This window comes from Streptomyces sp. R11 (genome assembly GCF_041051905.1).
In the GTDB taxonomy this organism is placed as follows: domain Bacteria; phylum Actinomycetota; class Actinomycetes; order Streptomycetales; family Streptomycetaceae; genus Streptomyces.
Map to the genome: position 1 here is coordinate 8,408,137 of NZ_CP163432.1, position 26,451 is coordinate 8,434,587.

The following is a 26,451-nucleotide window of genomic DNA, read 5'->3' on the forward strand; positions in this document are numbered from 1 at the left end:
CAGGGCTTCAGCCGAACGATCGTCCCTGTGGGCAAAAGGTGAGGCCCGGGGACACTGTCCCATCCGCACCCACGGCTGGTTCAACGGGAAACTACCGGCGAGTGTTCCTGTGTTTGCCCCGAACTGCGGTGATGTGCGTCACGCCCCGTCACGCCCCGTTCCGCCCGCTGCCGGCCCGCTCACTTCACCGCTGACTTGTCACGCGTCCAGGCCAGCAGCTCGTCCGCCGTCCAGGTGGTGACCACCCGTTCGGCGGGCACCTCGCACTCCTCCGCCCGGGCGCAGCCGTAGCGCTGCCAGTCGAGCTGCCCGGGCGCATGCGCGTCGGTGTCGACGGAGAACAGCACGCCCGCTGCCACGGCCCGCCGCAGCAGCCGCCGGGGCGGGTCCAGCCGCTCCGGCCGGCTGTTGATCTCCACCGCCGTTCCGGACTCGGCGCACGCGGCGAACACCTCGTCCGCGTCGAACTCCGACTCGGGCCGGCCCCGCCCGGTGATCAGCCGTCCGGTGCAGTGGCCGAGGACGTCCGCGTGCGGACTGCGTACGGCGGTGACCATGCGGCGGGTCATCGTGCGGGCGTCCATCCGCAGCTTGGAGTGGACGGAAACGACCACCACGTCGAGCCGCTCCAGCAGCTCGGGTTCCTGGTCGAGCGAGCCGTCTTCCAGGATGTCGCACTCGATGCCGGTGAGCAGCCGGAAGGGCGCCCAGGTCGAATTCAGTTCCGCCACCACGTCCAGCTGCTCGCGCAGCCGGTCCGCCGACAGCCCGCGGGCGACGGTCAGGCGCGGCGAGTGATCGGTCAGCACCGCCCAGTCGTGGCCGAGCTCGGCCGCCGTCCTGCCCATCTCCTCGATCGGGCTGCCGCCGTCCGACCAGTCGGAGTGCAGATGGCAGTCCCCGCGCAGCAGCTCCCACAGCCGGTGGCCGTTCACGGGCGGCTCGGCCGCCGGCCGGCCCTCCAGATCCGTCAGATAGGCGGGCGCCTGGCCGGCCAGCGCCTCGCGCACCACCTGGGCCGTCTTCGGGCCGACGCCCTTGAGCGACTCCAGCGTCCCGGCCTCCGCCCGCGCCCGCACCTCGTCCGCCGGCAGCCCGGCCAGCACCCGCGCGGCCGTACGGAAGGCACGTACGCGATACGTCGGCTCCAGAGACCGCTCCAGCAGAAACGCGATCCGGTTCAGCGCGTCGACGGGATCCATCGCCACCTCCTCCTCCAGGGTTCCCCGGCCCTGCGGCGCCCGCACGGCGGTGGACGGAGCGGCGGCTGCGTGTCGCGGTCCGCCTGAAGGATTCGTTGACGCGGGTTGCGTTCTACGCTCTATTCATGACCGAAAGCGCGAGCCCGCACATTTCACAGCCGCGGATCATGGTGCTCGGGGTTCAGCCGGGCACGCCTCCGTTCCGCATCATGGAGATCGACGGTGAAGTCGTCGGTCAGCCGAGGACGATCACCGACGTCCTGGAGTACGCCGCCGCGTTCGGCATCACGGTCCACGACCTGGACGACCCGGACGTGGTCCGCTGGGTGGGCGGAGACAAGTTCACCTGGCACCACCACTAGGGGCGGACTGCCGGGTCAGCCGACCGTCCATTTCTGGTTGCCGCCGCCGGTGCAGGTCCAGATCTGCAGCCGGGTGCCGTTGGCCGAGTTGTTGCCGGTCACGTCGAGGCACTTGTCGGCCTGCGGGTTGACGATGTCGCCTGCCGCGGTGACCGTCCATCTCTGGTTGGGCCCGCCGGTGCAGTCCCACAGCTGGACCGTCGTGCCGTCCGCCGTGCCGTTCCCGGTGGCGTCCAGGCACTTGCCGAGCGCGCGGAGCGTGCCGTCCGAGCCGACGGACCACTGCTGGGCGGCGCTGTTGTTGCAGTCGTAGAGCTGTACGGGCGTGCCGTTCGCGGAGCTCGCCCCGGCCACGTCCACGCACTTCCCGGCCAGCCCCCTGATCGCGCCGCCGGCGGGGCTGTCGCCGGTCGTCACCGAGACGTGGTCCACCACCAGTTGCTGCGGGAACACCGTGGAGCCGTCCGGGTCGCCGGGCCAGTAGCCGCCCACCGCGAGGTTCAGGATCAGGAAGTAGGGCTTGTTGAAGACCCACTGCCTGCCGCCCAGGTCGGCGGGCGTGCGCCGCTGGTAGACGTTGCCGTCCACGGACCAGGTGATCGAGTCGGGTGCCCAGTCGACGGCGAAGGTGTGGAAGGCGTCCGCGAAGGCCTGTCCGTTCGGGAGGGAGTAGCCGGCGCCTATGCCGCCCGACCCGGAGTAGCCGGGGCCGTGGATGGTGCCGTGGACCGTCGAGGGCTCGAAGCCGACGTTCTCCATGACGTCGATCTCGCCCGAGTCCGGCCAGTTGACCGGTGTGCCGAGCATCCAGAACGCGGGCCACATGCCCTGTCCCCGCGGCACCTTCATGCGCGCCTCGACGTGCCCGTACTGCGCGGTGAACTTGCCGGAGGTGTTCAGCCGGGCCGAGGTGTACTGACAGGTGCCGTACCAGCACTGGTAGTTGGCGGGGTTCTCGCGCCGGGCGGTGATCACCAAGTGCCCCTGGCCGTCCAGCGCCGCGTTCTTGTTGCCGGACGTGTAGTACTGCCGCTCGTGGTTGTTGACGTTGTCGCCGGTCTCGATCTGCCACTTCGACGAGTCGACCGCGGCGCCCGCGGGCCCGTCGAAGTTGTCGGAGAACGTCACCGCGGCGGCCGAGACGTCCGGAGGTTCCGCCTGTGCGGGGCCGATCGCGGCGGACGCGACCAGGACGGCCGACAGGGCGGCGAGGAGAGCGGTGCGGAGCAGGCGTGGGGAGGCCATCGTGCTCCCTTCCATGCGGCGGCCCGTGCGGGACGGGGTGCGCCGACCGAGGTGGGGGGTGAAGGTGTCGCCACTTGATTTAAGGAGTGAGGTAAGAGGCCGTCAATACCTTGGTACGGACCAGAACTTGAGTGTCCGGATCCCGCGGAGAGATCGCCCCCACCCGGCATGGTTCGTCCACTGCCGAAGCGTCGGGTTCCTAGGCTTCTCGCCATGAACGCCGCACACATCGGTGAACTCCTCGCCATCCTGGGCGCGGGCATGGCCGCCGGTGCCGTCAACGCCGTCGTCGGCTCGGGGACGCTGATCTCGTTCCCGGTCCTGCTCGCGACCGGCCTGCCACCCGTCACCGCCACGGTCTCGAACGCGCTCGGGCTGATCCCCGGCTCGATCAGCGGAGCCATCGGCTACCGCGAGGAACTGCGCGGTCAGCGTCGGCGCCTGCTGAAGTGGGGCGCCGGCGCCGTCCTCGGCGGGCTCAGCGGCGCCGTGCTGCTCCTGGCCCTGCCGGCCTCGGCGTTCGAACGGATCGTGCCGGTCCTCGTGGGCCTCGCCCTCGTGCTGGTCGTCCTGCAACCGCTGATCAGCGGGAAGCTGAGCAGTCGCCGGGCGCGTAAGGGAAAGACGCCGCGCCCCGACGGCGGCCCCCTGCTGCTCGTCGGACTGACCCTGGCCAGCGTCTACGGCGGCTACTTCGCGGCCGCCCAGGGCATCATCTACGTCGCCCTGATGGGCATGCTCCTCGACGACAGCCTGCAACGCCTCACCGGGGCCAAGAACGTGCTCGTCGCGGTGGTCAACTCCGTCGCCGCGCTGTTCTTCCTCGTCGCCGCGGAGTTCGACTGGACGGCCGTGGGCCTCCTCGCGATCGGGTCCGCAGCCGGCGGCCTCCTGGGAGCCAGGACCGGCCGCCGGCTGCACCCCGCTGCGTTGCGCGCGTTCATCGTGGTCGTCGGCACGGTGGCCATCGTCCAGTTGGTGCTGCGTTAGGCCTTCGCGGGGCGAGACCCCCGGGCGTGCACCACGCGGCTCAGTCGCCGGCCCAGCAGGAGGTAGCCGATCAGGGCGCCGGTGGTGTTGAGGATGACGTCGTCGATGTCGAAGGCGCGTCCCGTCACCAGGGCACCCTGCGCGAACTCGACCAGGAGCATGACGGTCGCCGTCAGCAGCAGGACGCGCAGGACACCGCGCGTTCGTGGCGCGAGGACCGGAACGAGGATGCCGAACGGGACACCCAGCAGCACATTGCCCCCGATCTGCTTGACGGCGTCGCGCAGTTCGGGCTGGTCCAGATAGGCCCGCAGTGAACTGCCCGGCTGCAGGTTGGTGTGCGTCAGCGCCTCGGACGCGGGGGAGGGCTGCAGGGTGAGCTTCGCCAGAACGACGGCGAAGGCCACCATGAACGCGAAGGCGCACAGCATCGCGAGGAGACGGGCGAGAAAGCGCAGGGGGCTTCGCCTGGGTCGCGTGGTGCGTGCGGATGTGGTGGCGCGCTCGGACTTGGCGGTGCGTCCGGACTTCGTGGTGCGTCCAAACCTGGCCCTGAGTCCGGGCTCGGCGGTACCTCCCGACTTTGCGCGGCCCGCGGACTTGCCCGCGCCCCGCGACTTCGAGCCGCCCGCGAACTTGGCTGTCTCTCGCCACTTCGCGCCCATGGCGGACCTGAGGGAACCCGCCGACTTCGAGCTCCCCGCCGCCTTGCCGGAACCTGCGGCCTTCGCTCCTCCTGCCGCCTTGGCGGCACCTCTGGATTTGGGAGTGCCGGGGTGCAACGCGGCACGCGAACGTGAGGTCCCACCGGCCATGCGATCCTCCAGTCTTCAACGTCCCTTCGTGATACGCCGTTTACCCCGGCACCGCGTCGAGATGCCCACCGTGTCGCGCCCGATATCACAGCCGTCCACGGTTTCCCTTCCCGCTGTCGGGGCACTCCGGGCGGAGGCCCGCGCGTGCCGCCGCCTCCGTCATCCGGGGTGGTGTTTGGATGACGCGGAACGGAACTGAACGGACATCTGGCTCGCGGAGGTGGCGCATGGACCGGCGTACGACGCTGCTCGCCGCGGCCGAGTTCCTGGCCTGGTGGGCCGCACTCGCCGTGCTGTGGCTGATCCTCGTCACCACCGTGGACACCTTTGAACTCGCGGTCGGCGCGGGCGTCGCCGGCGTGGCAGCACTGGCCGCCGTCGCCGCGCGCCGGGCGGTGGCCGGCCGATGAACGGCTGGCTCCTCGCGGCGACCGCCGTGCTCGGCGGGGGAGTGGGCGCCACCCTGTGGGGCGTCGCCACCGGACCGCTGCGGCGCAGGGTCGTCGCGCAGAACCTGTCCACGGCCCTGGCCTGCCCCGGACTGCTCCTGCTCGCCCAGGGATACGACCGCCCCGCCTACGTCGATCTCGCCCTGGTCCTCGCCCTGCTCGGCCCGGTCGGCACCCTCGTCTTCGCCCGCCTGCTGACCGGGGAACTCGCCGACGACCCGCCGCGCGCCTGGGGCTTGACGTGGGCGGCCGCCGGCCTCGGCGCGGCCGTGGTCCTGGCGCTGTGCGTGGCGGAGGGACCGAGCCGGGCGATGCTGAAGGTCCTGCTCACGGGCGCGCTGCTGATCGGCGGGAACATCGTCGCCTCCCACGCGCTGTCCGGCGGCATCGCGGGGGTGCGCCGTGGCTGACGCGGTGATCATCGTCGCGCTGCTGCTGGTCGCCGGCTGCGCGACCGTGGCCGTACTGGTCCGCGACCCCGTGCGCCAGGCCCTCGTGCTGGCCGTCCTCGGCGTCGTACTCGCCGTGCTGTTCACAGCGGTGCAGGCACCGGATGTCGCCCTGTCCCAACTGGCGGTCGGCGGCGCCCTCACCCCGCTGCTGTTGCTCCTGTCGGTCCGCAAGGTCAAGCGGCGCAAGGGGCGTGACGAATGAGCCCGCGCACCCGGCTCCGGCTCGTCGCCGTCGGCGGCGCCGGCCTGGCCGTGCTCCTGGTCGCCGCCTGCCTGCGGCTGCCGGACTTCGGCGGCGACAGCCACCCGTACGGCGACCGCGCGGTGCGCGCTTCCCTCGCCCGGCAGACCGCCAACACCATCGCCTCCGTCAACTTCGACCAGCGCGCCTTCGACACCATGGGCGAGATGACCATCCTGTTCGCGGCCGTCGTCGGCTGCGTCGTCCTGCTCAGGCAGACCCGCGACGAGCACCGCGCCCGGCCCGAACCCGCCGACGTCGCCCCGCCGGTGCGCCGTTACGCCCTGATCGTCCTGCCGGTCGCCCTGGTCGTCGGCCTGTACGTCATCGCGCACGGTCAACTCAGTCCCGGCGGCGGCTTCCAGGGCGGCGTCGTCGCCGCGACCGCCCTGCATCTGCTCTACCTCGGCGCCGACTACCGCGCCCTGGAACGCGTCCGTCCGGTCGGCCTGTACGAGGTCGGTGATGCTATTGCCACCTCGGCCTACCTCGTCACCGGCCTCGCGGGCCTCATCGGCGGCACCGCGTTCCTCGCGAACACCGTGCTTCCGTACGGCACGTTCAACACGCTGTCCTCCGGCGGCACCGTGCCCCTGCTGAACGCGGCCGTCGGCATGGAGGTCGCCTGCGCGGTCGTCGTGCTGCTCGCCCGATTCCTGGACCAGTCCGTCGAGATCGAGGAGGAGAGCGGGAAGTGAGAGCGCCGTGATGGATGTCCTGCCGTACCTCGTCGCCGTATGGATCTTCCTGGTCGGCTGCTACGGGCTCGCCACCAGCCGCAATCTGATCCACGCCGTCGGCTGTCTGGCGGTCTGCCAGTCGTCCACGTACGTCCTGCTGCTGGCCGTCGGATACCGCGACGACGCCACCGCGCCCGTCTTCTCCGACCTGGAGCCCGGCTCACGCCCCGTCGTCGACCCGGTCGTCCAGGCCCTCGCCCTCACCGACGTCGTCGTCGGCGCCACCGTCACAGCGCTGCTGCTCGCGCTCGTCATCCAGGTCGCCAAGCGGCACGGCACCGTCGACCCCGACGAACTCTCCGAGCTGCGCGGCTGATGAACGACCTGCTGCCGCTGCTCGTCGCCGTACCGCTGCTCGGTGCCGCCCTCCTGGTCGCAGGTGGTCGTCGCCTGCCCCGCGTCGTCGCGGATTCCGTCGGCTGTGCCGTCGCGGCGGGCACGGCCGGGCTCGCGATCGTGCTGTCGCTGAACTCCTCGCCGCCGATGGTCGAATGGGTCGGCGGCTGGACGCCCGTGGAGGACCGCAGCGTCGGCATCGTCCTGGTCGGGGACGGCGCGGGGCTCGGCATGGCGGCCGTGGCCTCCCTGCTGACCCTCGCGGCCCTGGCGTACTCCTGGCGCTACTTCGAGGAGCCCCCGCGCCGGCACTCCGGCTCGTTCCCCGCGCTGGTCCTGCTGCTCCAGGCGGGCATGTGCGGATTCGCGATCGCGGGCGATCTGTTCAACGCGTTCGTGTGGTTCGAGCTGATGAGCGTCGTCGCCTACGCGCTGACGGGCACCCGGGTCGAGGAGGCCAAGGCCGTGCAGGGCGCCCTGACCTTCGGCATCGTCACCTCGCTCGGCGCCTACGCCATGCTGATGGGCATCGCGCTGCTGTACGCCCGTACCGGCGAGCTCGCCATGGCCCGGATCGGCCGCGGCCTCGACGCCCACGGGCCGCCGGACGCGCTGGTCCTGGCCGCCTTCGTGCTCGTCCTGACCGGCCTGCTGATCAAGTCGGCCGCCGTACCGTTCCACTTCTGGCTCCCGGACGCGCACGCCGTCGCACCCACACCGGTGTGCATGCTGCTGTCGGGCGTCATGGTCGAACTCGGCGTGTACGGCGTCTGGCGCGTGTACGGCACCGTCTTCGCCGGACCCGGCGGGATCCCGGCGGCCGACCTGGAGCGGGTCCTCGTCGTCCTCGGTGCGCTGACCGCGGTGATCGGCGCCGTCATGTGCTGGTACCAGCGGCACATCAAACGGCTGCTGGCGTACTCGACGGTCGCCCACACCGGGCTGTTCCTGATCGGCATCGGTGTCCTCACACCTCAGGCCGACGACGGGGTCGCGCTGTACGTCCTCGGGCACGCCGGGGTGAAGGCCGCGCTGTTCGCCTGCACGGGCATTCTCCTCGACCGGTACGGCACCGTCGACGAGCACGCGCTGCACGGGCGGGCCCGGGAACTGCGCGGTGTCGCAGTGATGTACGTGGTGGGCGCGCTCGCGCTCGCCGGCCTCCCGCCCTTCGGGACGGGATTCGGGAAGGCGGTCACGGAGAAGGCCGCGGGCGGCCCGCTGACCTTGCTGTACGTGGTCGCGAGCGCGGTCACCGCCGCGGCCGTACTGCGGGTCGCCGCCCGGGTGTTCCTCGGGCTCGGCCCGACGCCCGAGGACGACACCGAGTACGAGACGACCGGCGCCGGCGAACGGCCCGAGACCCGGCACCGGCTCAGCCGGATCCCCGACACCATGACCGCGGTCCCCGCCGTCCTGCTCGCCGCCTCACTCGCCGTCGGCGTGGCCCCCGGCTTCGGCGCGGTCGTGGCCCACGCAGTCAACGAGGCCGGCTCCGGCGGCGCCCCCGTCGCCGCACCGCACTGGACCCTTGCCGGCGTCCTACTGGACCTCGCCGCGACGGCACTGGCCCTCGGCCTCGCAGCCCTCGCCGTCACCCGCCCCGACCTCCTGGCCGCCCCGTCCCACGCACGCCCCCTACGCCGCCTGCAGTCCGGGCACGTCGGGGACTACGTGGCCTGGGTCATGGTCGGGGCCACCCTACTGGGGGCACTGGCCCTGCCGGGCGTGCTGCCGTAGGCCCCGCAGCCAAGTGCCGGCCCACCGGGCGGCGCCCGGCATGGCCTCGCCGGAGCACCCACATGGCTCCGCAGCGCGAGCCTCCGGCACCCGGCGATCCCCCGATTCCCTCAAGGCCTGACGTCGCTTCGCCGACGAGGCCTGCCCGGCGGCGCCACCGGCAACCAGCGGTCGGCCGGGCGCTCCCTCGTGTGAGGGCACGGGAGATGCCCGCCTGCCGGGCGGCGTCCGGCATCGGCTTCGCCGGAGCGCCCGTACGGCTTCGCCGCTCGGGCGCTCCGGCACCCAGCGATTGCACCCCCCTCAACGCTTCATGTGGCTTCGCCGAGGCGCGCCCGAGAGCCCTCCGAAGGGGCCGTCGGGAACATCACGAAGTGCCACGCATCAGGCCCCGTACGTCACCTTCACCTCCTTGAAGCCGAGGGAGTGGAGCAGGCCTTCGAGCATGCCGGTGGTGTTGGTCTCGGCGCGGGCGGTCAGTTCGCTGTCCTTGGCCGCGTCGCCGATGTGCTTCACCGCCAGTTTCTGCACGGCCTGTTCGCTGTTCGGGTTGTCCGAGAAGACGTCGCCGAGGCGGTCGAGGAGACCGCGCTGCTTGGAGACGGCATAGGAGCGGTCGGGGTCGAGGGACGGTTTGCCGAGGGCGGCGTGCGGCAGGCGGAGCGTGGCGGAGGTACGGTCGCCGTTGACCGTGACGTCGTCCTCGCCGACCTTGCCGAGGTCGACATAGGCGTCCACGGTGCCCGCGCCGACGTACAGCGTGCGGGAGCCGCGGATCGCGTCGGGCAGGAACTTGGCGTCCTTCTCCAGATCCACGACGATCTGGAAATTGCCGGAGGCGGCGTCGTAGCGGCTCATGTCCTGGATGGACTGGAGCAGTGCGGGACCCGAGCGGTCGTTGGTCTCGGTGCCGAACAGGTCCTTGAGGCCGGGGAGCACGCTGAACCGGATCCCGGCGAAGAAGACGACGAGCACCAGTACGAGGGCGCTCACCACCTTCGCCCAGCCGGGCATGCGCTTGTTGATGCGCTTGATGGGAGTCGTCATGTAGACGTTCCTCCTTCCCTGCCCTTCGCATACCCCCGATCCCTGCGGAGGACCGGATCGTTGGCCGATTGGCACCTCCGAACGGGGCGGTGACAGCCACGCTCACGGGTGCGCTGCAACGTTTCTGCCGAGGTCAGTAGCATGAGTCCGCCAGCCGGAATGATCATTCGAGGAGCGGATCGTGCGAGAGATCGCCGTGTTCAGCGGTAGTGCCCACCCCGAACTGGCGGCGGAGGTCTGCGCGCATCTGGGGGTGCCGCTCAGCCCCAGCCGGGTCAGCCGGTTCGCCAACGACTGCCTGGAGGTGCAGCTCCAGGCCAACTGCCGGGAGCGGGATGTCTTCCTGATCCAGCCCCTGGTCCGCCCCGTCCAGGAACACCTCGTCGAGCTGCTGCTGATGTGCGACGCCGCCCGCGGCGCTTCCGCGCGCCGGATCACCGTCGTCATGCCGCACTACTCCTACGCCCGCTCCGACAAGAAGGACGCGCCCCGCATCTCCCTCGGCGGCCGCCTCGTCGCCGACCTGATGGTGTCGGCCGGCGCCAGTCGCGTCCTCGCGATGACGCTGCACTCGCCCCAGGTGCACGGCTTCTTCACGGTGCCGGTCGACCACCTGCACGCGCTGCGCGAACTCGCCGCTCACTTCCGGCAGTACGACCTCTCCCGCACGACAGTCGTCTCGCCGGACCTCGGCAACGCCAAGGAGGCCGCCGCGTTCGCGCGGCTGATCGGCGCCCAGGTCGCCGCCGGTGCCAAGCAGCGGTTCGCGGACGACCGGGTCAGCATCAATTCCGTCATCGGCGAGGTGACCGGGCGGGACGTCATCATCCTGGACGACGAGATCGCCAAGGGCAGTACGGTCCTGGAGCTCCTCGACCGGCTGCGGGAGCTGGGGCCGCGCTCGATCCGCGTCGCCTGTACGCACGGCCTGTTCGCGTCCGGCGCGCTGAAGCGGATCGGCGAGCAGCCCGACGTACTGGAGATCGTGTGCACCAACACAGTGCCGGTGCCGGCGGAGGAACGCACCGAGAAGCTGCGGATCCTGTCCATCGCCCCGGCGCTCGCCGAGGCCGTGCGCCGCATTCACAACGGGGAGTCGGTCAGCGCCCTGTTCGACTCGCCGGGAACCGAATAGCAGGGGGGCGAGGGCCCCTAAGACGTGATAGCAGGGGGGCGAGGGCCCTTAAAGCGTGCCGGACGTGGCCTCCGGCTGGTTCAGAGCCGCGTCCAGGGTGGGATGCGGGGGCAGCAGCCGCGACAGGCCGGTGATCCTCAGGACGCGCAGGGTGAGCGCATGGGTGCAGACCAGGTGTAACTGCCCGCCGTGGTCCAGCGTCCGGCCGCGGGCCCGGTACAGCAGGCGCAGTCCGGAGCAGTCGAAGAACTCGACCATTCTGAGGTCGATCACGATCCGCGCGTCGGGGTGCGCCGTCACCCGGTCCAGGTACGGGGCGATCTCCACCGCGGCGGCGATGTCGATCTCGCCGCGGAACTCCAGCACCGTGTGCTCGCGGTGCCGATGGACGCGCAGATGCCGACTGAACGGCGCAGGTTCCTGCTGCATGACGACATCGCCTCCAACCTGCTCAGGTGCGGCGGGGATGCAGCCCGAGTGAGCGCAAATCTGTTCCCCGCACTGCAAGTTACCCTCGATTGAGCGAATCTGAGCATGTTCGATTGACATATGTCTCTGATTTGCGACAGAGGCTTCGCGGGATGTCCGGGGTGTGACTACGACAGTGCGTGCCAGGCCTTGGAGAGTGCCTGGCGGAACTGCTCGGCCTGATGGGCCGTGAGATCCCGCACCATCTGCTCCTCCAGCTCCCGCACGGGCCCCGCGTGCCGCGCCAGCAGCTCACGCGCGGCGTCGGTCAACAGGATCAGCAGCTCCCGGCGATTGTCGGGATTGCGCTCCCGGCGCACCAGCCCACGGTTCTCCAGGGACCGTACGAGATCGGCGATCGACTGCGCCGTGACGAAGGAGTCGCGGGCCAGCTGTGCGGCCGACAGTCCGTCGTGGCGCTCCAGGACGGTGAGCGCCGTGTACTGCAGGGCGGTGATCCCGGACGGCCTCACCAGCTCGTCCAGGTGGGAGCGCACGACCAGCTCCACCTGCTTCACCATGTAGAGAAGCGAGGGGTGGGCCTTGGCTGCCTGGGTGTCGAGCATGACTTCAGCCTAGAGCATTGACAGGAATCCTGTCTGTAATGAGACTGCGAACAAACAGGAATCCTGTTGGTTGAAATCTTGGCGATGAGGCTGAGGAGTGGCGATGACCACCTTCGAGATCGAACCCGGTCGGTTGTTCATCGGGGGCCGGTGGCGCGAGGCCGCCGACGGAGCGCGCGCCGAGGTGGTCGACCCGTCCCGCGGTGCTGTCGTCACCACCGTCGCGGACGCCGGTGCTCCCGACGTGGACGCGGCCGTGCGTGCCGCGCGGGAGGCCTTCGACGACGGTGCCTGGTCCGGGCTGAGCGGCCGCGAGCGGGGCCGGGTGCTGCACCGGGTCGCCGAGCTGATCCGGGAGAACGCCGACACCATCGCCGAGCTGGAGAGCCGTGACGTCGGCAAGCCGATCACGCTCGCCCATGCCGTGGACGTCACCAACGCGGCCAACGACTACGAGCACTTCGCCGCCCTCGCCCACTCCATGGACGGCTCCGTCCGGGACACGCCCATGAACGCCCTGGCCTACGTCCGGCGCCGGCCGATCGGGGTGGTCGCGGCGATCACGCCGTACAACTTCCCTCTGATCCTGGCCGGTTCGAAGCTGGCCCCGGCGCTCGCGGCCGGTAACACGGTGGTGCACAAGCCTGCGGAGGAGACCCCGCTGAGCGCCCTGTACATGGCCGGACTCTTCAAGCGCGCCGGTGTCCCCGACGGCGTCGTCAACGTCGTCACCGGTGGCCCCGCGGCCGGCGAGGCCCTGCTGCGGCACTCGGGAGTGGACAAGGTCGCCTTCACCGGCTCGACCGCGGTCGGCCGCAAGGTCGCCGCTCTCGCCGGTGAGTCGCTCAAGCCCGTGACCATGGAGCTCGGTGGCAACGCGGCCCACCTCGTGTTCGAGGACGCCGACCTGGAGAAGGCCGTCGCGGCGATCATCAAGGGGTTCGTCTTCAACACGGGGCAGTTCTGCATGGGCGGACCTCGGCTGCTGGTGGCCCGCCAGGTCCACAGCACGCTGCTCGGCATCCTCGCCGACGCCGTGCCCGGCGTTCCGCTGGGTGATCCCCGCAAGCCCGAGACCGTCATCGGTCCGATGGCGGGGGAGCGGCATCTGCGCAAGGTCGAGGAGTACGTCGAGCTGGCCCGCAAGGAAGGCGGCCGCATCGTCTGCGGCGGCGAGCGGCTCGACCTCGACGGGGGCTACTACTACAAGCCCACCGTGATCGCCGACCTGCCGAACGACTCCCGCGTGATCCAGGAGGAGATCTTCGGCCCGGTCCTCACCGTCCAGCCCTTCGACTCCGAGGAGGAGGCCGTCGAGCTGGCCAACTCCACGCCGTACGGACTGGCCGCCGGCGTCCAGACCGGCAGTCTGGCCCGTGCCCACCGGGTCGCCGACCGGCTCCAGGCAGGCATCGTCTGGGTCAACGACTGGGCGATGCTCGACCCCGCGGTCCCCTTCGGCGGGGTCAAGGACTCCGGATTCGGCCGGGAGTACGGGCCCGAGGCGCTCGACGCCTACACCACGACCAAGTCCGTCGTCGTCTCGCTCGACTGAGCGCCCCTGCCAAGGAGTTCGTACGATGTCCATCCCCACCCGTGCCGCCGTCGTCGAGTCCGGCGGAGCCCCCTTCACCCTCTCCGACGTCGAGCTCGACGAGCCCGGACCGCACGAGGCCGTCGTCCGCATGGTGGCGACCGGTCTGTGTCACACGGACCTCGGCGTGGCGAGCGGCGGACTGCCCTTCCCCCTTCCCGGTGTCCTCGGACACGAGGGCGCGGGCGTCGTCGAGGCCGTCGGCCCGGCGGTGACCGGCGTCGCGCCGGGCGACCATGTCGTGCTGTCCTTCACCTCGTGCGGTGACTGCCGCAACTGCCGTGGCGGGCACCCGGCGTACTGTGCGACCTGGCTGCCGCTGAACCTCCTCGGCGGACGGCGGGCGGACGGCAGCAGCACCATCAGTCGGGGCGGCGACGAGCTGGGCGGGCACTTCTTCGGCCAGTCGTCCTTCGCCGAGCGGGCGTTGGTGGACGAACGCAGTCTGGTGAAGGTCGACCCGGAGGTGCCGCCGGCCTTGATCGCTCCGCTCGGCTGCGGGGTGCAGACCGGAGTCGGCGCCGTATGGAACGTGCTGAAGCCGGTCACCGGCAGCACCGTCGTCGTCCTCGGCGCGGGAGCCGTCGGCCTCTCCGCCGTCATGGCCGCCGCCCTCACCCCGGCCACCGACATCGTCGCCGTCGACCGGGTCGCAGAACGCCTGTCGCTGGCCCGGGAGTTGGGCGCAACCCACACCGTCGACGCCGCCGCGGCAGACCTCGGCGAGGCACTCGCCGAGATCACCGGAGGCCAGGGCGCCGACGGGGTCGTGGAGACCACGGGCAACGTCGGCGTCCTGCGCCAGGGTGTCGACGCGCTCGCCGCCCGCGGCACCCTGGTCGTCGTGGGCGCCCCGCCGTTCGGCACCGAGGTCGCCCTGGACGTCAACGGACTGCTCGGCGGCAAGCGGATCGTCGGCCTCACCCTCGGCGACGCCGAGACGCGGACCTTCATCCCCGCCCTGGTCCGGCTCGTGAAGGAAGGGCGGCTCCCGCTGCACCGCCTGATCAGCACCTATCCGTTCGCGGACATCGACCAGGCGGTGCGGGACATGGGCGCGGGCAAGGCGATCAAGCCCGTGCTGACGTTCTGACCCGGCCGGCCAGCCGGCCGAACTGCCTCAGTCGACCGTCAGGACCAGCTTCCCCGTGGTCCGGCCGGTGTCGCCCAGGGCATGCGCCTCGGCGGCATCGGCCAACGGGAACGTGCCGGCGATCTCGGCCCGCAACTGGCCCTTGTCGACCAGGTCCGCGATCGCCCGCAGGTCGGCGCGGTCGGAGTCCACGAGCATCCGCAGCGCCCGGACGCCGAGCCGCTCGGCCTCCTCGTAGAAGTCGTCAGAACCGACCGGCAGGATCGAGACGACGACGCCGCCCGGGCGCAGCACGCTCAGCGAGCGCACCGACGTCTCACCGCCGAGGGTGTCCAGGACGACGTCCACGTCCTTCGCGACCTCGGCGAAGTCCGTCTCCCGGTAGTCGATCAGCTCGTCCGCGCCCAGGCCCCGCAGGAACTCGTGCTTGCCCGCGCTCGCCGTGCCGATCACATACGCGCCCCGCGCCTTGGCGATCTGCACGGCCACGTGCCCGACCCCGCCGGCGGCCGCGTGGATCAGTACCCGCTGCCCCGGCTGCACGTCCGCGTACTCGACCAGGGCCTGCCAGGCGGTGAGGGAGACCAGCGGCAGAGCGCCCGCCTGGATGTGGTCGACCGAAACCGGCTTGTGCGCGAAGACGCGCGCCGGTGCGGTGACGTACTCGGCGTGCGAGCCGTGGCCGAACGGGTAGGACAGCATGCCGAAGACCTCGTCGCCGGGCCGGAACCGGACGACGCCGATGCCGACCGCCTCGACCACGCCGGAGACGTCCCAGCCCAGGACGAAGGGCGGCTCGCCCAGGAACCCGCCGTTGTCGCGGTGCTTCCAGTCGGTCGGGTTGAGGCCGGCGGCTCGTACGCGGACCAGTACCTCGTTGGGGCGCGGGGTGGGGCGCTGAACTTCCACTTCCTTCAGGACCTCGGGACCGCCGAGAACGTCCTGGCTGATGGCTCGCATCGTGTTCACATTGCTCATGGTGAACCAGCCTGCCGGGAGCCGCCGCCTCGGGAAATGGCACGATTGCCAACCTTCGATAGGATCGTGCCATGCGTGAGGAGCAGTGTGGTGAGCGGCGGCAGGGTGACCGCAACGGTGAGCGACGTGGTGACGGTCGGGTGGAGCGCGTCGTGGTGCTGGCCCTGGACGGCGTCTACCCCTTCGAGCTGGGCATCCCCAGCCGGATCTTCGGCGCGGCCGACGGCCGGTACGAGGTGCTGACCTGCAGCGTCGACGGCGGACCGGTGCACAGCAACGCCGACTTCACGATCGGTGTGCAGCACGGCCCGGAGATCCTAGCCACCGCCGACACCGTGGTGGTCGCCTCCATGGCCGTCCCGTACATCCCCCTGGAGCTGCCCCCCGAGGTCGCCGGCGCGCTCGCGCGGATCCGCCCGGACGCACGCATCGTGTCGATCTGCACCGCCGCCTTCGTCCTAGCCGCGGCGGGCCTCCTCGACGGCCGCCGGGCCACCACGCACTGGCAGGTGACCGAACCGTTCCGGCGCCGGTACCCGCACGTCGACCTCGACCCGGACGTCCTCTTCGTCCACGACGGCCGGATCCTCACCTCGGCGGGCGCCGCCTCCGGCGTCGACGTCTGCCTCCACATCGTCCGCACCGACCATGGCAGCGAACTGGCCAACGCGGTCGCCCGGCGCTGTGTCGTGCCCCCCTTCCGGGACGGCGGCCAGGCCCAGTACATCGAGCAGCCCGTTCCCGAGAGCGGAGCCGCGAGCACCGCCGCCACCCGCTCCTGGGCCCTGGAGCGCCTCGCCGAACCGCTCACCCTGGCCGACCTCGCCGGCCACGCCCGGATGAGCCTGCGCACCTTCGCCCGCCGCTTCAGTGACGAGGTCGGCATGAGTCCCGGCCGCTGGCTGATCCAGCAGCGCGTCGCCCGCGCCCGGCACCTGCTCGAGTCCAGCGACCTCTCGGTGGACCGGATCGCCGGCCAGGTCGGCTTCGCCACGGGCGCCTCATTGCGCCAGCATCTGCACGCGGCGATCGGGGTGTCACCGCAGGCGTATCGCCGTACGTTCCAGACGACCGCCGCTCAATAGCCTCCCCGCTGCCTCTCCGTCCCGGCGCGGTGACCGGTTTGGTCAACTGTGCTGGTCAGTAAAGGCATTTGTCGACGTTCGTTCGCTTGGCTGACAGTGACGGAATACTCACGTCCGCCGAACTTCGTGGTTGATCCTTTCGCGTTCAAACCCGATAAGCTCCCGTTCGGCACTGCGAGTTGACTCGGTCGCGATCGGTCAACTTGCGGTGCGTACTCATGAGTGCGATCGCCCAGCACACCCCCCCCTTGTTTGATCGTCGCCTCGAAGGATGCAGATGGAACTCGCCACTCCGCCCCCGGCGGCGCGGCCCCCTGTCGCCTGGTACAGCTGGTGGCTGATGCCACTGGCTTTAGGAGGTGGGACCGTTGCCGCCACGTTCATGAGCTCGGAGCGAATAACCGCCGGCATCGCCGGTGTCGCCGCGACCGCAGCCAGCACCGTGTGTGTACGGCTCCTGCTCCGCACCCGGACGCAACTGCACCGGTCCGAGGGCGACTTCCGCACCTCGCAGGCCGAGCACTCGCAGCAGTGGCAGCAGCATGTCGCCGGCCTGGAGCGGAAGTACAGCGCCGAGCGCGGCGCCCTGGAGAACCGGCTCGTCGAGCAGTCCGGCGCCTATGAGGCCCAACTGGCCGAGCAGGCCCGCTCCTACGAGGAGCGCCTGGCCCAGGAGAGCGCCTCCTACGAGGAGCGGATCGCCGCCCAGGCCAAGTCCTATGAGGCCCAGCTCGCCGACCAGGCCGAGGTCTGGCAGGAGCAGCTCGCCCACCAGCTCGCCGCGGTCGCCCGGCTCGCCGACGAGCAACTGCCCGAGGCGCTGCGCCAGTTGCGCGAGGGCGAGGCCATCGACGACATCCTGCCGAGCGTCAACCAGTGCGCGAAGGTCAGCGCCGAGCTGCAGGCACACCTGCGCAGGATCCTGCGCACCTCGCTGGTCGGCGTCGAGGAGGAGTTCAACCGCTCCACCGCCGCCGAGCACGCCGTGGTCGGCATCGGCAGCCGCATCCACGTCCTGACCAGCAAGCTCCGCGGCCGGCTGCACGACCTCCAGGGCGAACACGGCCGGCTGCCCGCCGTCGCCCGGGGCCTGATGGAGCTCGACCAGGCGATCGGCCCCGCCGACTGTCTCGCCGCCAGCGTCACCGTCCTCGGCGGCTCCGACCGGCCCGGCCGGCAGTGGCAGGAGCCGCAGCGCCTGCTCAGCGTGGTCCGCGGCGGCATCGGCCGGATCAAGGACTTCCACCGGATCGACGTACGCCACCTGCCCGAACTCGGTGTCGACGGCGGTCTGGTGGACCACCTCACGCTGATCTTCGCCCACCTGCTGGACAACGCCGCCCGCTACTCGCCGCCCACCGAGCCGGTCGTCGTCTCCGGCAAGGAGGTCCCGAACGGCGTAGGCATCGAGATCCAGGACTCCGGAAAGGGTCTGAGCGAGGAGAAGAAGCGCGAGGCCGAGCACGCTCTGTCGGGCACCGCGCAGGGCGCGGGTCTCGGCGGCATCTCGGAGGACGCGAACATCGGTCTGCGCGTCGTCGGCATCCTCGCCCGCCGGTACGGCATCCGTGTCACGTTCGCGGACTCGCCGTGGCTGGGCACCTCGGTGGTGGTCGTGGTCCCGCACAAGTACTTCAGCCCGCTGCCCGCGGCCGCCTCCGCCACCGCGGCGGCGACCGCCCCGACGGCACCGGTCGGCGCCGTGGCCCCGGCACGCGAGCCGGCCGCCGCCGAAACGGCCTCGGCCGACTTCGGCGACGCCGTGGACACCACGCCCGGCGGCCTGCCCCGTCGGCGCAGCAAGCGGAACGAGGAGGCCCGCCACGAGCCGGCCGGGCGTCCGGAGCGGGACGACGACACGACCTCCGTCGTCGCCGTGCCGCCCGACGCGTCCTTCGCAGGCCTTGCCGCCTTCGCCACCGCGGGCCGCGAGCCCGGCGAGGAAGGCGGGTCGGCCGACGGCCGCGAGTCCACCGAGCCGCACAGCACTGAAGAGAGCGACTAGTCCCCATGACGCAACAGGGAACCGACGTGAGCTGGGCGCTCCGCGACCTGGTGGAGAGCATCCAGGAGATCAACTTCGCCCTGGTGGCCTCCAGCGACGGCAAGGCCATCACCTCCTACGGCGCCGAGGACCCCGACGACGTGGACCGCTTCGCGGCCGTCGTGGCCGGGCTGCAGGCACTGGCCCAACCGGTCGCCGAGCAGTTTCCCAAGTACGCGGGGCAGCTCAGGCTGGCAATGATCGAGGTCGACGGCGGCCACCTCTTCGTCGTCCGGGCCGGGGTGGAGACCTATCTCGGCGTCCTCGCCCGGGAAGGCCTCGACCAGGGCCTGCTCGGCCATCAGATGAGGGACCTGGCGCGCAGGATGGGCGAACTGCTCGGGACCACTCCGCGCCAGGAGGAGCACTCTGGATGAGTGCTCCCCGCCGGCCCACGAACCCGTCCGGTCTCGAGCGCTACTACGTCCTCACCCGGGGCCGTAGCGGGCCGGGCGGTTCGGCGTCGAGCCTCGATGTGGCGACCCTCATCGTCTCCCGTACCGCCCCCGCACCGGGGTTGCAGCACGAGCACGAGGAGATCCTCCGGCGCTGCCGCGATCCGCTGTCGGTGGCCGAACTCGGCGCCCATCTCGGATTGCCCTTCAACATTCTCGCGGTGCTGCTGACGGATCTGCTGGAGGCAGGCCACGTCGAAGCCCGTGACCCCATCCCGGCACACCACGCCGGCCGCGGGCCCGACCTCGCGCTCCTTGAGGAGGTACTCAGTGGACTTGAAAGGCTTTGACCAGCCGGGCGGGCCCGGTGCCGGGGGCACCCGCTCGGTGAAGGTGATGATCGCCGGCGGCTTCGGCACCGGGAAGACCACCATGGTCCGGTCGGTCAGCGACATCAAGCCGCTCACCACCGAGGAGACGCTCACCCAGGCCAGTGCCGACGTCGACCACCTCATCGGTGTCGCCGACAAGACGGAGACCACCGTCAGCCTGGACTTCGGCAAGATCGGCCTCAACGACAGCCTGACGCTGTACCTGTTCGGCACGCCCGGCCAGGAGCGGTTCTGGTTTCTGTGGAACGGCCTGTTCAAGGGCGCGCTCGGTGCGATCGTCCTGGTCGACACCCGTCGGCTCGCCTCCAGCTTCCGGGCGATCGAGGAGATGGAGCGGCAGAACGTGCCGTTCGTCGTCGCGCTGAACGTCTTCCCCGACTCCAAGGACTATCCCGTCGAGGAGATCAGGGACGCCCTCGACATCTCCTCGCACACCCCGGTGGTGGCCTGCGACGCCCGCGACCGGGCCTCCAGCCGTGACGTCCTCGTCGCCCTGATACGTCACTTGAAGGAACGCTCCGCCGTCGCCCTGGAGTCCCGATGAACGCCCAGCCCTTAAACGATCCCGATGCGCCCCGCGGTTGCCCCTTCGGCCATGACACCGAGCTCACCCGGCTGTTCGGCCCGGAGGCGGCGACCGACCCGGCCGGCATCTACGAGCGGCTGCGCAAGGAGCACGGCTCCGTCGCGCCGGTGCTGCTGGAGGGCGACATCCCCGCCTGGCTCGTGCTGGGCTACCGGGACAGCCGGCGTGTGCTCGACAATCCCCTCCAGTTCCCTCGCGACGCGCGGATCTGGCGGGACTGGCGGGAGGGCCGGGTGGCGGAGAACTCTCCGTTGGTTCCGATGCTCGCCTGGCGCCCCGACTGCGTGTCCCAGGACGGCGAGGCGCACCGGCGACTGCGCGGTGCCGTCAGCGACGGGCTGCAGTCCGCCGCCGACCGCGGTGTCCGGCGCCACGCCACGTACTTCGCCAACAAGCAGATCGACGCGTTCGCGGACTCCGGCCGCGCCGATCTGGTGGCGGACTACGCCGACTACCTGCCGATGCTCGTGACCGCCCGCATTCTGGGGCTTGCCGAGGCGGAAGGGCGTCGCCTGGTCGAGTCCTGCGCCCAGGTGATGAAGGGCGGCGAGGACGCGGTCACGCACGACGGCGTGATCAGGGAGATTTTCGGTGAACTCGCCGAGCGCAGGCGGTCCGAACCCGGCTCCGACCTCGCCACCGGCCTGCTGGAGCATCACGCGGGGCTCGACCACGACGAGGTCGTGGCCCATCTGCGCGCGGTGCTGATCGCCGCGCACGTCACGACCAGCCTGCTGGCCCGGGTCCTGGAGCTCATCCTGACCGACGCCTCCCGGCTCGCCGGGCTGGTCAGCGGTGAGCTGAACATCTCGGCGCTGGTTGAGGAGGCCATGTGGAACTCTCCGCCGCTGGCCGTCCTGCCGGGGCGCTTCGCCGCCAGCGATGTCGAACTGGGCGGGCACCGCATCGAGGAGGGCGACCTGCTCGTTCTCGGTCTCGCCCCGGGCAACGTCGACCCCGAGATCCGGCCCGACCCGGGTGTCTCGGTGCACGGCAACCAGGCGCACCTGGCGTTCGGCGCGGGCCCGCACGAGTGCCCCGGTCAGAACATCGGGATGTCCATCATCGAGATCGCGGTGGACGTGCTTCTGCACCGTCTGCCGGGCCTGCAACTGGCCGTGCCGCCGGAGGAGCTCACCTCGACCGCGTCCACATGGATGTCCCTGCTGGACAGCCTGCCGGTCGAGTTCGAGGTATAGGCACTCGGACGCCGCTGCCATGCCGGGCAGCGGCGTCCTCTCGCACTGCTGAGCCTCAGGAACGGGATCGAGGCGTCAGCCGTCGAGCCAGTCGCCTGCGACGTCCGTGGGACGGTAACCCGTGGTGTTCCAGAGGAAATGCGGGTGGGCGCAGCCGAACATGTAGGCGAGCAGTGCGGTGTCCTCCCGCCCGGTCTGCGGCTCGTACAGGGCGTAGAAGAACTCGGATCCGACTGCGCCGGAGTCCTGTTGGATCTCACGGGCGCGGGCCGTGGACGGTGTGCCGCTGGATGCCACCACGGCGGCGATGTACGTGCGGCGCAGGATCTCCCAGGTGCTGTCGGTGTTGCCGCGCCAGGGGCCGTGCAGCGCCTCGAAGGCATGGAGCTCGGCGTCGAAGAGGGCCGATGCCTGGGGGAATTGGTCTCGGCAGCGTGCGGACAGCTCGGCGGCCCGGGCGCTCAGAGTTGGTGCGGTGGGCCGCGGGGCGATGGTGAGGGTGGTGCCGTGGGTGAGGATGCCGGTGCACGCGTTGGGCTGCAGGTCGCACAGCGGGCAGTCCTGGGCCGGGGGAAGCCCCTGGGTGATGCCGTCGAACCACAGGGCGTGGCGGCCCGTGAGCCCCAGCCAGACGATGGTGCTGGGCATCAGCCAGGTGTTCCACATCGGGGTGTGCGACTCGGGCATGCAGCCGTACTTGACCACGGCGATGGCGCAGGCGGCGTAGAGGGCCTTGGTGTGGGCGGGCATGTCGGCGAGCCAGAAGTTGCTGATCTCGCCGGTGAGGGCGTCGGCCCGCACGTCGACCATGTCGTCGATGACCCGGCACAGCAGCAGGGAGGCGAGGTGTTCCTCCTGCCAGAGTTCGGTGTCGGGTGAGACGTGCCAGAACAGGCAGTCCATCATCTGCAGCAGTGAGTAGGTGCTCTGGCTGAGCGGGTTGGTCTGGGGGAGTGTGACGCTGCCGGCGTGGTGCCGCTGGAGCCAGGACTCGTCCGCGGATCGCTTGTGGGCCGCGTAGAGTCCGCAGACCAGGGCCCGTGCGGTGTTGGTGCTGAAACTCTCGGCCAGGCGGCCTTCGATGAGTTGGGTGAGCTGCGTGGTGTCTATCGTGTCGATCACGCGTTTGTATTCATGGAAGAGCAGGATGTCGTCCTCGAAGCGATGGCGGTAGCCGAGGTCGCGCTCGAGGTCGTTCATCTGCCGGGCCAGGACCCATCCACCGGTCAGGACGCTGTCGAGTTCCTGGTGGTAGGGCCAGGTCTTGACGGTGAGGGGACGGCCGGCGCTCTGCCGCCAGTCGTAGTCGGCCAGCGTGCGCGCGGGGGGTGTGGGCAGCCGACGGCACAGAGGGCAGGCGCAGGAGGTTTCCCGCTCCTCCTCGCGCGGCGGGGTGAGCGCCCGGCTCCGCCAGGCTCCCTCCAGCATCGCGCACGTCAGTAGGCAGACCTCGATATCGGTGCTGACCTGGGGGAAGGCTGCTTCGATCACGCGCAGGCTGGCATCGAGCCGCCTCAACCTGGCGTTGCCCTCCGCGTCGGGCGGGACGAACGCGTGCGGCGCCGAGTTGAGGGCTCCCTTGACATGCAGCGTGGTGCCGGCGCGAGGGGATCCGAAAGCGTCCAGCCGCTGCTGAGCGGCGTTCTCGCAATCCCGGTACTCGTCCGTGCGCCCATTGATGTGCCGAGCGAAGAGGTCGGCCAGGGCGTTCCCCGCCTCCGCCGGCCGGAGCCGGTCGCTCGGCTGCCCCGGGAGCAGGCTGTCGGTGGATATCTCCGGACCGCCGCCTACGACTCGAGATTTCACACCGGTCTCCCTTCAAGCTGTGGTCCTGGCAGCGAATCGACCGGCCGTGGTGGTCGGCCGGTCGTGTCCGAGAAGCTTCCGTACATTCCGCGATGGCCTCGCCGAACAGCCGGACCCAGGTTTCGGGGGACGTGGCACGAGGTCTCCCCGCCCTGCGGGCGGGCGGCCGCACGGCCGCCCGCTCACTCGAACTCACCTTCCCGATGCGTAAGTTGAATCGAAAAGCGCTACCAGACTGCCCAGGCCGTAAATGATCTACGCGTAACCGGACCGTGATCTCCGTTACTGCTCAAGCCTCCTGAGCTGCGTATACTCGCGCGCCCCCGACGTAAGTGACAGCTACACGCGTCTCCGCGATCTCCCCGGCCGGCCCGTTGAACGGATCGCGGTCCAGGACCACGAGATCCGCCAGCGCTCCTGCACGAATCTCGCCTGTGTCGTCGAGGTGGTTCACATACGCCGAGCCCGCCGTGTAGGCGGTCAACGCCTCGGCGAGTCCGATGCGTTCGCCGGGCAGGAACACCGGCGTGTCGCCCCCACCCGGCGCCAGCCGGTTGACCGCCACGTGGATGCCATGCAGCGGATCGGGGCTGCTCACCGGCCAGTCGCTGCCGGCCGCGAGCCGGGCGCCGGAGCGCAGCAGCGCGCCGAACGGGTACTGCCACGCGGCGCGTTCGGGCCCCAGGAACGGAATCGTCAACTCGTCCATCTGCGGTTCGTGCGCGGCCCACAGCGGTTGGATGTTCGCCGTGGCCCCGAGCCGGGCGAAGCGTGGCACGTCCGCCGGCTGGACGACCTGGAGATGGGCCAGGTGGGGTCGCGTGTCGCTCGGTCCGTTCGCGGTCCGTGCCGCCTCGATCGCGTCCAGCGCGTCGCGTACGGCCCGGTCGCCCAGGGCGTGGAAGTGGCACTGGAAGCGCAACGCGTCCAACTCGGCTACGTACTTGGGCAGTTGCCCCGCGTCGATGAAGCTGGTGCCCCGGTTGGCGGTCGCGCAGCCGCATTTGTCGAGGTAGGGCTCAAGCAGCGCCGCCGTCCCGGTCTCGGCGACGCCGTCCAGCATCAGCTTGACGGTCCCCGCGCGGAAGCGGCCATGGCTCAACGCCGCCCGCTTCTCGACCAGTTCGGGAATCTGCTCGGCGCCGCGCTCGCGGTCCCACCACAGTGCCCCGACGACGCGGGCGGTGAGCGAGCCGTCCCGCGCGGCCGTCAGATACGCCTGTGACGGGTCGTCCATGCCGAGGAAGTCACCGACCAGCGCGTCCTGCCAGGCCGTGATGCCGAGCGCGTGCAGATGCCGCTGGGCGTGCAGCAGGGCCGCCACCCGGTCGGCCGCGGTGGCGGGCGGGGTGAGCCGCCCCACCAGCTGCATCGCCCCCTCCTGCAGGGTTCCGCTCGGCTCGCCGGAGGCGTCCCGGTCGATCCGTCCGTCGGCCGGGTCGGGTGTGTCGCGTGTGATGCCCGCGAGCGCCAGGGCGCGGCTGTTGACCCAGGCGCCGTGATGGTCGCGGTTGGGCAGGTAGACCGGCCGGTGGGGCACCACCGCGTCCAGCAGCTCCTTCGTCGGCGTACCGCCCTCGAACGCCTCCATCGACCAGCCGCCGCCGGTGATCCACTCCCGTTCGCAATGCGCGTCGGCGTACGCGCGCACCGCGGCGAGGGTCTCGTCCGCCGTCCGCGCCCCGGTCAGGTCGCACTGGGTGAGCTCCAGCCCCGCCGGCACCGGATGCACGTGCGCGTCCTGGAATCCGGGCAGCAGCAGCCGTCCGGCGAGGTCCACCACCTCCGTCCGCGGTCCGGCGAGATCGTGCACCTCCTCCCGCCCTACGGCAGTGATGCGGTCGCCGGTGACGGCCACGGCGGTCGCGGTGCGGCCCTCGGGAGTGAGGACGGGACCGCCGGTGAAGAGGAGATCTGCGTGCATGGTCCGCTTCCTGGTAGGGGGTTATCGGGAGGAGGTGGCGATGAGCTGGGGCGCGTCGGCGTCGGTGCCCCTGCCGGTGCGGAAGTACGGCGACCTGCGCACCCACTTGGCCCAGGCGGCCGCCACGAAGCCGGACGCGATCATCGCCAGGGGAGTGGCCAGCAGGAACCAGCCGTTGTCCGCGCTGATTTCGAAGTGGTCGGCGGAGGTGTAGAACGACCAGCCGAGGTAGCCCCCGAGGCCGAGCAGTGCCGCCGCGCTCAGCGAGGGGAGCACGACCGCCCGTATGCCCTCGCGCCAGTCCTCGCGCAGCAGGGAGCGGAAGCGCACGGCGGCCGCGATGGCCGTGAGGGCGTAGGACAGGGCGACCACGATGCCCACGGCGCTCACCGTCGCCATGATCATGTCCGCGAGCCGGGGGATGACCAGCGCCAGTCCCGCGACCACCGCCGCGAGCGCGCCGATGAGCACCGTCCCGGCGGCCGGAGTGCCGTACCGGGGGCTGACCTTGGACCACACCGGCCCGAGCGTACGGTCCCGGCTCATCGCGAACATCGCCCGGGCCGTGGGAATCACCCCGGCCTGCAGGGAGGCGACCGCCGAGAACATCAGGGCGATCAGGGGGAGCACCGCCCATGGCTGGGACGCCAGCCGGTCGCCGAAGAAGGCCAGGCCCTCGGCGCCGTGGCCGACCAACTCCTCCTCGGACAGGACGCGTTGGAAGGCGACCGAGCCGAGCAGGAACAGGCCCAGCATGGTGAACAAGGTCGTGATCCCGGCCCGGGAGGCGTCGCGCGGGTCGCGGACCTCCTCGTTGACGCTGAACGCCGACTCGAAGCCCCAGTAGCAGAACACCGACAGCAGCAGCCCCTGCGCGAGCGCCGTCGCCGAGGGGATCGCGAACGGGTCGAACCAGCTCAGGCTGAAGTCGTGCGGGCCGGTGACGAGGCCGTATCCGCAAAAGCCCAGCAGGACGACGTACTCGAAGACCAGCAGCCCGGCCTGGAGGCGCGCGGCGCTGCGGATGCCGGTCACGGCGGTCAGCGTGACCGCCACCAGGACCAGGATGCCGACCGCCGTCGTCTGTGCGGTCGAACCCGGGTCCAGCGCGAGGCCGCCCACCCGGTGCAGCCCCGCGTCCCCGGCCAGCTGGAGCAGGGCCGAACCGGTGACCGCGGTGGTGTACGCGAGGAACGCCAGCACGGCCACGAGGTTCACCCAGCCGACCATGAAGCCCAGCCAGGGCGTGAGTGAACGGCCCACCCACACATAGCCGTTGCCCGCGTTCGGCTCGACCTTGTTCAGCCGGGAGAAGGCGCCCGCGATGCCCAGGACCGGCAGGAACGCCAGCAGCATGATCGCCGGCAGATGCAGCCCGACCACGCCGGCCGTGACACCGAGCCCGATGCCGATGCTGGTGGTCGCGGCCGTGCTGGACGCCGCGATCGCGACGCCGTCCAGGACGCCGAGGGACTTGCGCAGCTCGGGCCGCGCGGGAGGGTCGACGCTGTAGGGGTTGTCGGACATGGCCGGTCTCCGCTCGCACCGGGGGGCCTGGGCGGCCCCG

27 protein-coding genes are annotated in these 26,451 nt (G+C 70.9%); 17 read left to right on the forward strand and 10 right to left on the reverse strand.

The features are described 5' to 3' along the window. Nucleotides 1-179: 179 nt before the first annotated feature. Entirely contained in the window at nt 180-1,202 is a 1,023-nt protein-coding gene (locus AB5J55_RS38895; protein ID WP_369275138.1) for a PHP domain-containing protein, read from the reverse strand. A gap of 125 nt (nt 1,203-1,327) precedes the next feature. Between AB5J55_RS38895 and AB5J55_RS38900 the strand changes: the two genes are divergently transcribed. Next, nucleotides 1,328-1,564, forward strand: a complete 237-nt coding sequence (locus AB5J55_RS38900; protein ID WP_362385739.1) for a hypothetical protein — start codon at nt 1,328-1,330, stop codon at nt 1,562-1,564. Nucleotides 1,565-1,579: 15 nt separating this feature from the next. Here the strand turns inward: AB5J55_RS38900 and AB5J55_RS38905 are convergent, their stop codons facing one another. Next, nucleotides 1,580-2,809 carry a family 16 glycosylhydrolase gene (locus AB5J55_RS38905; protein ID WP_369275139.1) on the reverse strand — a complete coding sequence of 410 codons (1,230 nt, stop codon included), beginning with the start codon at nt 2,807-2,809 and terminating at the stop codon, nt 1,580-1,582. 213 nt (nt 2,810-3,022) lie between these two features. Here AB5J55_RS38905 and AB5J55_RS38910 point away from each other — a divergent pair, with 213 nt between their 5' ends. Next, entirely contained in the window at nt 3,023-3,799 is a 777-nt protein-coding gene (locus AB5J55_RS38910; protein ID WP_369275140.1) for a sulfite exporter TauE/SafE family protein, read from the forward strand. Here AB5J55_RS38910 and AB5J55_RS38915 read toward each other — a convergent pair. Continuing rightward, a complete protein-coding gene (locus tag AB5J55_RS38915; RefSeq protein ID WP_369276415.1) occupies nt 3,796-4,257 on the reverse strand; it encodes a VanZ family protein in 462 nt (153 codons plus the stop codon). The genes AB5J55_RS38910 and AB5J55_RS38915 overlap by 4 nt on opposite strands. Before the next feature lie 584 nt (nt 4,258-4,841). Here AB5J55_RS38915 and AB5J55_RS38920 point away from each other — a divergent pair. The 6 genes from AB5J55_RS38920 to AB5J55_RS38945 are packed head-to-tail and all read left to right on the forward strand — an operon-like array spanning nt 4,842 to nt 8,572. After that, nucleotides 4,842-5,024, forward strand: coding sequence for a hypothetical protein (locus tag AB5J55_RS38920; RefSeq protein WP_369275141.1), 183 nt, complete (start codon nt 4,842-4,844; stop codon nt 5,022-5,024). Further along, entirely contained in the window at nt 5,021-5,473 is a 453-nt protein-coding gene (locus AB5J55_RS38925) for a monovalent cation/H+ antiporter complex subunit F (RefSeq protein ID WP_369275142.1), read from the forward strand. The genes AB5J55_RS38920 and AB5J55_RS38925 overlap by 4 nt, the downstream gene beginning before the upstream one ends. Further along, nucleotides 5,466-5,717 carry a Na(+)/H(+) antiporter subunit B gene (locus AB5J55_RS38930; RefSeq protein ID WP_369275143.1) on the forward strand — a complete coding sequence of 84 codons (252 nt, stop codon included), beginning with the start codon at nt 5,466-5,468 and terminating at the stop codon, nt 5,715-5,717. The genes AB5J55_RS38925 and AB5J55_RS38930 overlap by 8 nt, the downstream gene beginning before the upstream one ends. Then, entirely contained in the window at nt 5,714-6,454 is a 741-nt protein-coding gene (locus tag AB5J55_RS38935) for an MnhB domain-containing protein (protein WP_369275144.1), read from the forward strand. Before AB5J55_RS38930 ends, AB5J55_RS38935 begins: the two co-directional genes overlap by 4 nt. A gap of 10 nt (nt 6,455-6,464) precedes the next feature. Then, nucleotides 6,465-6,812 (forward strand): sodium:proton antiporter, encoded by a 348-nt coding sequence (locus AB5J55_RS38940; protein ID WP_369276416.1) that lies wholly within the window; start codon nt 6,465-6,467, stop codon nt 6,810-6,812. Beyond that, entirely contained in the window at nt 6,812-8,572 is a 1,761-nt protein-coding gene (locus tag AB5J55_RS38945) for a complex I subunit 5 family protein (protein WP_369275145.1), read from the forward strand. Before AB5J55_RS38940 ends, AB5J55_RS38945 begins: the two co-directional genes overlap by 1 nt. A gap of 384 nt (nt 8,573-8,956) precedes the next feature. On the opposite strand, the gene AB5J55_RS38950 is transcribed toward AB5J55_RS38945, so the two are convergent. Further along, a complete protein-coding gene (locus AB5J55_RS38950) occupies nt 8,957-9,619 on the reverse strand; it encodes a DUF4230 domain-containing protein (protein ID WP_369275146.1) in 663 nt (220 codons plus the stop codon). A gap of 181 nt (nt 9,620-9,800) precedes the next feature. On the opposite strand from AB5J55_RS38950, the gene AB5J55_RS38955 reads away from it, so the two are divergent. Then, on the forward strand, nt 9,801-10,754 hold the full coding sequence (locus tag AB5J55_RS38955; protein ID WP_369275147.1) for a ribose-phosphate diphosphokinase: 954 nt from the start codon (nt 9,801-9,803) through the stop codon (nt 10,752-10,754). 48 nt (nt 10,755-10,802) lie between these two features. Here AB5J55_RS38955 and AB5J55_RS38960 read toward each other — a convergent pair whose 3' ends face one another. Together AB5J55_RS38960 and AB5J55_RS38965 are read right to left on the reverse strand one after the other, a co-directional pair. Beyond that, a complete protein-coding gene (locus tag AB5J55_RS38960; RefSeq protein ID WP_369275148.1) occupies nt 10,803-11,183 on the reverse strand; it encodes an anti-sigma factor antagonist in 381 nt (126 codons plus the stop codon). A 167-nt stretch (nt 11,184-11,350) separates the two neighbouring features. Continuing rightward, nucleotides 11,351-11,788: a MarR family winged helix-turn-helix transcriptional regulator gene (locus tag AB5J55_RS38965; RefSeq protein WP_369275149.1), complete on the reverse strand. Its 438-nt coding sequence runs from the start codon at nt 11,786-11,788 to the stop codon at nt 11,351-11,353. Nucleotides 11,789-11,891: 103 nt separating this feature from the next. Here AB5J55_RS38965 and AB5J55_RS38970 point away from each other — a divergent pair, with 103 nt between their 5' ends. Together AB5J55_RS38970 and AB5J55_RS38975 are read left to right on the forward strand one after the other, a co-directional pair. Beyond that, nucleotides 11,892-13,343 (forward strand): aldehyde dehydrogenase, encoded by a 1,452-nt coding sequence (locus tag AB5J55_RS38970; RefSeq protein ID WP_369275150.1) that lies wholly within the window; start codon nt 11,892-11,894, stop codon nt 13,341-13,343. 25 nt (nt 13,344-13,368) lie between these two features. Next, nucleotides 13,369-14,475, forward strand: a complete 1,107-nt coding sequence (locus AB5J55_RS38975; protein WP_369275151.1) for an NAD(P)-dependent alcohol dehydrogenase — start codon at nt 13,369-13,371, stop codon at nt 14,473-14,475. Nucleotides 14,476-14,502: 27 nt separating this feature from the next. Here the strand turns inward: AB5J55_RS38975 and AB5J55_RS38980 are convergent, their stop codons facing one another. Continuing rightward, a complete protein-coding gene (locus tag AB5J55_RS38980) occupies nt 14,503-15,453 on the reverse strand; it encodes an NADP-dependent oxidoreductase (RefSeq protein WP_369275152.1) in 951 nt (316 codons plus the stop codon). A gap of 71 nt (nt 15,454-15,524) precedes the next feature. Between AB5J55_RS38980 and AB5J55_RS38985 the strand changes: the two genes are divergently transcribed. From AB5J55_RS38985 to AB5J55_RS39010, 6 genes are all read left to right on the forward strand, one after another. Next, nucleotides 15,525-16,538 carry a GlxA family transcriptional regulator gene (locus tag AB5J55_RS38985; RefSeq protein WP_369275153.1) on the forward strand — a complete coding sequence of 338 codons (1,014 nt, stop codon included), beginning with the start codon at nt 15,525-15,527 and terminating at the stop codon, nt 16,536-16,538. A 277-nt stretch (nt 16,539-16,815) separates the two neighbouring features. After that, nucleotides 16,816-18,543 (forward strand): ATP-binding protein, encoded by a 1,728-nt coding sequence (locus AB5J55_RS38990; RefSeq protein WP_369275154.1) that lies wholly within the window; start codon nt 16,816-16,818, stop codon nt 18,541-18,543. A 5-nt stretch (nt 18,544-18,548) separates the two neighbouring features. Beyond that, complete coding sequence (locus tag AB5J55_RS38995) at nt 18,549-18,959, forward strand: roadblock/LC7 domain-containing protein (RefSeq protein WP_328420191.1); 411 nt, start codon at nt 18,549-18,551, stop codon at nt 18,957-18,959. After that, nucleotides 18,956-19,327, forward strand: coding sequence for a DUF742 domain-containing protein (locus tag AB5J55_RS39000; RefSeq protein ID WP_369275155.1), 372 nt, complete (start codon nt 18,956-18,958; stop codon nt 19,325-19,327). Before AB5J55_RS38995 ends, AB5J55_RS39000 begins: the two co-directional genes overlap by 4 nt. Next, the gene (locus AB5J55_RS39005; protein ID WP_369275156.1) at nt 19,308-19,913 is read left to right on the forward strand and encodes an ATP/GTP-binding protein; all 606 of its coding nucleotides are present in this window, start codon (nt 19,308-19,310) and stop codon (nt 19,911-19,913) included. The genes AB5J55_RS39000 and AB5J55_RS39005 overlap by 20 nt, the downstream gene beginning before the upstream one ends. Next, nucleotides 19,910-21,154, forward strand: coding sequence for a cytochrome P450 (locus AB5J55_RS39010; protein ID WP_369275157.1), 1,245 nt, complete (start codon nt 19,910-19,912; stop codon nt 21,152-21,154). The genes AB5J55_RS39005 and AB5J55_RS39010 overlap by 4 nt, the downstream gene beginning before the upstream one ends. Before the next feature lie 75 nt (nt 21,155-21,229). Here the strand turns inward: AB5J55_RS39010 and AB5J55_RS39015 are convergent, their stop codons facing one another. The 3 genes from AB5J55_RS39015 to AB5J55_RS39025 form a co-directional block, all read right to left on the reverse strand. Continuing rightward, nucleotides 21,230-22,960: a hypothetical protein gene (locus AB5J55_RS39015; protein ID WP_369275158.1), complete on the reverse strand. Its 1,731-nt coding sequence runs from the start codon at nt 22,958-22,960 to the stop codon at nt 21,230-21,232. 289 nt (nt 22,961-23,249) lie between these two features. Further along, nucleotides 23,250-24,884 carry an amidohydrolase gene (locus AB5J55_RS39020; protein WP_369275159.1) on the reverse strand — a complete coding sequence of 545 codons (1,635 nt, stop codon included), beginning with the start codon at nt 24,882-24,884 and terminating at the stop codon, nt 23,250-23,252. 21 nt (nt 24,885-24,905) lie between these two features. Continuing rightward, entirely contained in the window at nt 24,906-26,411 is a 1,506-nt protein-coding gene (locus tag AB5J55_RS39025; RefSeq protein WP_369275160.1) for an APC family permease, read from the reverse strand. Between the last annotated feature and the right edge of the window lie 40 nt (nt 26,412-26,451).

What these genes read in the sequence shown, in the direction of transcription:
- AB5J55_RS38895 (WP_369275138.1), bottom strand. Translation starts at nt 1,202, where the DNA reads ATGGATCCCGTCGACGCGCTGAACCGGATCGCGTTTCTGCTGGAGCGG.
- AB5J55_RS38900 (WP_362385739.1), top strand. Translation starts at nt 1,328, where the DNA reads ATGACCGAAAGCGCGAGCCCGCACATTTCACAGCCGCGGATCATGGTG.
- AB5J55_RS38905 (WP_369275139.1), bottom strand. Translation starts at nt 2,809, where the DNA reads ATGGCCTCCCCACGCCTGCTCCGCACCGCTCTCCTCGCCGCCCTGTCG.
- AB5J55_RS38910 (WP_369275140.1), top strand. Translation starts at nt 3,023, where the DNA reads ATGAACGCCGCACACATCGGTGAACTCCTCGCCATCCTGGGCGCGGGC.
- AB5J55_RS38920 (WP_369275141.1), top strand. Translation starts at nt 4,842, where the DNA reads ATGGACCGGCGTACGACGCTGCTCGCCGCGGCCGAGTTCCTGGCCTGG.
- AB5J55_RS38925 (WP_369275142.1), top strand. Translation starts at nt 5,021, where the DNA reads ATGAACGGCTGGCTCCTCGCGGCGACCGCCGTGCTCGGCGGGGGAGTG.
- AB5J55_RS38935 (WP_369275144.1), top strand. Translation starts at nt 5,714, where the DNA reads ATGAGCCCGCGCACCCGGCTCCGGCTCGTCGCCGTCGGCGGCGCCGGC.
- AB5J55_RS38940 (WP_369276416.1), top strand. Translation starts at nt 6,465, where the DNA reads ATGGATGTCCTGCCGTACCTCGTCGCCGTATGGATCTTCCTGGTCGGC.
- AB5J55_RS38945 (WP_369275145.1), top strand. Translation starts at nt 6,812, where the DNA reads ATGAACGACCTGCTGCCGCTGCTCGTCGCCGTACCGCTGCTCGGTGCC.
- AB5J55_RS38950 (WP_369275146.1), bottom strand. Translation starts at nt 9,619, where the DNA reads ATGACGACTCCCATCAAGCGCATCAACAAGCGCATGCCCGGCTGGGCG.
- AB5J55_RS38960 (WP_369275148.1), bottom strand. Translation starts at nt 11,183, where the DNA reads ATGCAGCAGGAACCTGCGCCGTTCAGTCGGCATCTGCGCGTCCATCGG.
- AB5J55_RS38965 (WP_369275149.1), bottom strand. Translation starts at nt 11,788, where the DNA reads ATGCTCGACACCCAGGCAGCCAAGGCCCACCCCTCGCTTCTCTACATG.
- AB5J55_RS38970 (WP_369275150.1), top strand. Translation starts at nt 11,892, where the DNA reads ATGACCACCTTCGAGATCGAACCCGGTCGGTTGTTCATCGGGGGCCGG.
- AB5J55_RS38975 (WP_369275151.1), top strand. Translation starts at nt 13,369, where the DNA reads ATGTCCATCCCCACCCGTGCCGCCGTCGTCGAGTCCGGCGGAGCCCCC.
- AB5J55_RS38980 (WP_369275152.1), bottom strand. Translation starts at nt 15,453, where the DNA reads ATGAGCAATGTGAACACGATGCGAGCCATCAGCCAGGACGTTCTCGGC.
- AB5J55_RS38985 (WP_369275153.1), top strand. Translation starts at nt 15,525, where the DNA reads ATGCGTGAGGAGCAGTGTGGTGAGCGGCGGCAGGGTGACCGCAACGGT.
- AB5J55_RS38990 (WP_369275154.1), top strand. Translation starts at nt 16,816, where the DNA reads ATGGAACTCGCCACTCCGCCCCCGGCGGCGCGGCCCCCTGTCGCCTGG.
- AB5J55_RS38995 (WP_328420191.1), top strand. Translation starts at nt 18,549, where the DNA reads ATGACGCAACAGGGAACCGACGTGAGCTGGGCGCTCCGCGACCTGGTG.
- AB5J55_RS39000 (WP_369275155.1), top strand. Translation starts at nt 18,956, where the DNA reads ATGAGTGCTCCCCGCCGGCCCACGAACCCGTCCGGTCTCGAGCGCTAC.
- AB5J55_RS39010 (WP_369275157.1), top strand. Translation starts at nt 19,910, where the DNA reads ATGAACGCCCAGCCCTTAAACGATCCCGATGCGCCCCGCGGTTGCCCC.
- AB5J55_RS39020 (WP_369275159.1), bottom strand. Translation starts at nt 24,884, where the DNA reads ATGCACGCAGATCTCCTCTTCACCGGCGGTCCCGTCCTCACTCCCGAG.
- AB5J55_RS39025 (WP_369275160.1), bottom strand. Translation starts at nt 26,411, where the DNA reads ATGTCCGACAACCCCTACAGCGTCGACCCTCCCGCGCGGCCCGAGCTG.